Origin of the sequence: Planktothrix sp. FACHB-1355, from assembly GCF_014748295.1 — a bacterium.
Taxonomy (GTDB): Bacteria; Cyanobacteriota; Cyanobacteriia; order Cyanobacteriales; family Aerosakkonemataceae; genus Aerosakkonema; species Aerosakkonema funiforme_A.
In genome coordinates, this window is the sequence record NZ_JACJUP010000452.1 from 1 (window position 1) to 4,873 (window position 4,873).

The following is a 4,873-nucleotide window of genomic DNA, read 5'->3' on the forward strand; positions in this document are numbered from 1 at the left end:
AATTCTCGCCGTCTGGCATCCACCTCAATTAAACGACTGCCCCAGATACCTCGCAACTGTGGGTCGGCGATGCGTTCGATACCCGCTTTACCGACAATCATCCCGACGGGAAATTCCGGGTGAGCTTTCATTTCTGTCGCCGTCGCTTCGCCAATGTATCCCAAGAGATGGGCAGCTAAATTTTCATGTGGATAGTAGCGGTTCGATTCTATTCTGATTTCCAATCCAGGAAATTGAGCCGATCGCTCTTCTAGGGCGATAAAAGCTTCTGGAGTCAGATTCTGGCTGATTCGCACGGGCATTGCGGATGTATAGTCAGCTTGCCCTAACTTTTGTAGGATTTCATCGCTCTTCAGATTCAATACACGGCTCAGCTCGACGGCTGTAACTTGCCACTGAGCGGGAGATTGTTCCTTTGGCCACAAATACACAGACCGGGAGAGGCGATTTGCCGCGATGAGTTTGCCTTTTCGATCGGTAATGAGACCTCGTTCTGCGGCGATCGGAACTAAGCGAACTCGGTTGTTTTCTGCTCTTTTTCGGTGGTAGTCGCCTTCAATTAGTTGTAGTTGTACCAAGCGAGCGATACAAACGCTCATGAAAAGGGTGGCGATCGACATTAACCCAATCGCCCGCAGCGATCGGTTTCCGGCTGGTGCGTTTACAACTTTTCGCGGCAAAGCTGTGTTCTGCCAGCCCGATATGTTTGCGGTACGAGTAAAACGCGATCGAGAAGAGAAAGGAAGTCTGCCAGACATTTTCACGCCTTACTGTTTTGCGATCGAGAAGTGTGTTATGAGACTGTGCATCGCACTCTCTTCTCGATCCGGAATCTGGCGTTGGCAGACTTGCGGGACGCCAGAAAAGTCAAAAGTCACTCAGTCAAAACAAGAACTCCCCCCTCCCACTCCCTCTGATTGAGTGACTTTTGACTCCCCCACACCCCACACCCCACACCCCACAACCCCAGAGGGCGAGTTAAATTACTTCTGTGAGCGCAACTTATTCGCCGAAGCACCAGCAAAGTAAAAGCGCGATCGTTAACAAGCCAATCCAGCTGGGTATGCTGAAATTCCTTATGAATTCTAGGGGAATTAATACTAGAAAGTCAGTAAACCACCAACCCACAGCCAGCAGCAACAAAATCAAGATAATCGGAGGCAAACTTTTCCCTTCCTTGAAAAACTATATAATCTATCGAAAGCTACCGCTTTTGCCTTATTCCTTGTTGTTACAACCGTGCATAAACATTAAGCTAGAAGGAAAACTTCAAAAGCCGGGTTTTCATATAACCCATCTTATTCCGGATCGTGCGGTGGCAACTTTTTTAAACCGCCACACGAGGCAACTATGCCACGGACAACTCGGACAGCTACTAAAGCGCCTTATCCACAAGATAATCAAATATTCATCAGGGAAAATTCGATGAAAGGCACAGCTTTGTCAGCACACCAATTGGGACGTAACATATTCTTTTACGCCTTCTTAAGCAGCCTTTGGATTGTATGTTCTGACCAGCTGCTGAAGCTTTTGACAAATGACAAAACTCTTTTAACTTATCTACAGACGTTCAAAGGTTGGATTTTTATACTGCTGACCAGTTGGTTTCTGTATGAGGTCAGTAACCGCCTTCAACGCCAGCTGCACCTACTCAAACAGCAGTATCACAGCATATTCGATCGGGCCGATGAAGGTTTCTATCAAGTAGCCCCAGACGGACATTTTCTTCAGGTAAATTCTGCATTAGCAAAAATATACGGTTACTCCAGCCCAGAGGAACTGCTGGCCAAACTCAGCTGGCAAAAATTAGATGTAGACCCCAGCAAGCGTACCGATGTTCTCAAAAAGTTACAACAAGTTGATACTGTACTGCGAGTCGAATTCGAGGTTTACCGACCTGACGGCTGTATTATCTGGACAGTGGAAAACATCCAGGCAGTTCGCGATAAATTTGGCGTGCTGTTATACTACCAAAGTAGAGTCCTAGATCTTAGCATATCTGCTAACGAAACCGAACAAAATTTACCAGAACAAAGCAATAACATTTTACGAGCAGTAATTGAAGGAATGACAGATGCGGTTTTTGTCAAAAATCTTCAAGGGCAGTATTTGATGGTTAATACCGCCGCCGCTAACTATGTGGGTAAATCAGTTAATAAAATAATTGGTAAGCATGACTGGGAATTATTCCCACGTGAAATAGCCCAACAAATAAGAGAGAGCGATCGCAGAGTCATCGTCACCAAAGAAACGGAAACTTACGAAAGAATTGATACATTAATAGGCTCCGACCGGATACTTATAATTAGCAAAAGCCCTTATAGTGACTGCCAAGGCAACTTGCTAGGTTTGATTAGCATACTAAGAGATCTAACCGATTACAAACAAGCAGAACACGAACGCTTCCAGCTGCTCGAACAACTCAGACGCGATACTCAAGACTTAGCTGCACTTACAGAAGTAACTGCCAATGCTCCCAGCACGTTGAATCTCGAACAACTTTTGGATAAGCTGCTTAAGCAAATTGTAGAAGTACTCGCAGCAGATATAGCAGTAATTTTATTGGCAGATAATGGCGTTTTAAAGTACGCCTTCGGTATGGGAGTCAGCCAGGAAGTTAGTACTAACTATACAATGCCAATCGGGGAAGGCTTTGCAGGAACTATTGCCGCAAGTTTGCAACCACTGTATGTAGAAGATCCCTTGAAGAGTCCCACTGTAGAAATATTGCAACCTACTAGCTTACAATTCATCTTAAATATGGGTATTCGTTCAATGTTAGGCGTACCGCTCAAGCGCAACGACAGTTGTGTTGGCGTTCTTCATCTGGGATGGTTCGACATCCATCCTTACAGCGATCGCGAAACCCATCTGCTGCAAATTACAGCAGAACGTTGTGCAATGGCAATTGTGAACGCCCAACTCTACCAACAAACTCAACAATTAGAGAAGTTTCGAGAATTGCAAATAGAGCGGATGCCTATAGGATTCATTCTCACGGATAAAGACTTTCATTTCTTAGATTGGAATCCGGCTGCCGAAACAATATTCGGTTTTGCGAAAGAAGAAGTTCTGGGCAAAAAAATTTCCCTAATTGTGCCAGAATCAGCAAAAGCTGAAGTGGATATAATTTTGCAGCGCCTTGAACAAGGGGATATGACCGCCCACAGCGTTAACGAAAATATCACAAAAAATGGCAAGATAATCCTTTGCGAATGGCAGAATACCCCCCTGAAGGAAACTGATGGGAAAGTGTTCGGTCATCTTCTCATGGTTCAAGATATTACCGAGCGCAGACAAGCTCAGGAAGAACGCATGAGGTATGCGTTTTACGATGCGCTGACGGGACTGCCAAACCGCGCTTGGTTCTTAGAAAATCTAGGAAAAGTTTTGCAAGGAACGCAAATTTCAGATTTACAATTGCAAGTAGAAGAAGAGAAAATCAAATCTCAAAGGCAGGTTGCTGGTTCCCCATACCAAATTGAAAAACGCAAACCCGAATCTGAAATACTCAAACAATCTCAAATTAATTCCGATCGGCAAATCGCTAATTTCGCCGTACTTCTGCTCAGTTTAGACCGTTTTGAGGTTGTTAAATCCAGCCTTGGACATCTGATGGCAGATAAATTGTTAATTGCTACTTCTCGCCAAATCGAGGCGTGTTTGAGATGCACAGATAACACAGATAAGGTTGCTTATCTTGGTAGAGATGAGTTTGCAATTTTGCTGAAGAATATCCACGATGCCGATGTTGTCAAGAATATAGCCGATCGCATTTACAATCGGCTCTTGTTGCCCTTCAATTTGGATGGCCACGAAATATACTGCACTTGCAGCATCGGTATTGCCATCGGCGCAAATTTATTTGGTTCCCCAGATTACGATCGCCCCGAAGACTTCCTGCGAGCTGCCGATACAGCTATGCACCAAGCTAGGGGATGTGGAGGCCCGATCGTATTTCAGCCAGAATGGCACGCTATTGCCGTAGCTCGCTTGCAGCTGGACACAGACTTGCGACGAGCTATTGAGCGGCAGGAGTTCGAGCTGCGATACCAACCGATCGTCTCTGTGTCAACTGGCCAAGTTATCGGTTTCGAGGCGCTGCTGCGTTGGTTCCACCCCACACGGGGTCTAGTTCCCCCGTCTGAGTTTGTCCCGGTAGCGGAAGAAACGAGACTGATCGTTCCCATCGGTCAGTGGGTATTGCGATCGGCTTGTCGCCAGCTGCGAATCTGGCAACGCGAATTTGGCCGTAATTTGACTGTCAGCGTCAACTTATCGCCAATTCAGTTGGGAGAACAGAATTTTATTGCCCAAATTGATGAAATTCTCCAAGAAATTTGGATAGCGCCAAATACCCTGAAACTGGAGATTACAGAAAGCACGATTATGAGCAATACGGAATTCGCGATCGGTCTGCTTAAAGAACTGAAACAAAGAAAAATTCAACTGTCGATCGATGATTTCGGAACGGGTTATTCATCCCTAAGCTATCTGCACCGTTTTCCGATCGATACTTTAAAGATCGATCGTTCTTTTGTCAGTCGAATGAGTGTGGATACCGAAAATTTAGAAATTGTGCGGGTGATTGTCAATTTGGCTCATAATTTAGGAATGGATGTGATAGCGGAAGGAGTAGAAAATCTTGAACAAATAGCGCTCCTTGAGGCGTTAAAATGCGAATACGGGCAAGGCTACTTTTTCGCTAAACCCTTAGATAGCAAAGCTGCTTCAGGTTTTCTAGAAAAAAATTTGGTCAAGTGAAAAGCTTTTTTTAGTGAGAATTTGCGGTGGATTGGAAATGCGTACATAACCTGACCGGACATACAGCCTCTGTCAATACTTTTGCCATCGCCCTACAAGGTAATATCCT

The 4,873-nt window shown here is 45.0% G+C and carries 1 protein-coding gene and 1 pseudogene; one reads left to right on the top strand and one right to left on the bottom strand.

The window, feature by feature from the left end; genetic code table 11:
- A pseudogene (locus H6S82_RS18150) lies at window positions 1-758 on the bottom strand (penicillin-binding protein 2); the annotation flags it as partial.
- Between the two features lie 592 nt (window positions 759-1,350).
- On the opposite strand from H6S82_RS18150, the gene H6S82_RS18155 reads away from it, so the two are divergent.
- Window positions 1,351-4,764, top strand: coding sequence for an EAL domain-containing protein (locus tag H6S82_RS18155; protein WP_190466684.1), 3,414 nt, complete (start codon window positions 1,351-1,353; stop codon window positions 4,762-4,764).
- Window positions 4,765-4,873: the final 109 nt, after the last annotated feature.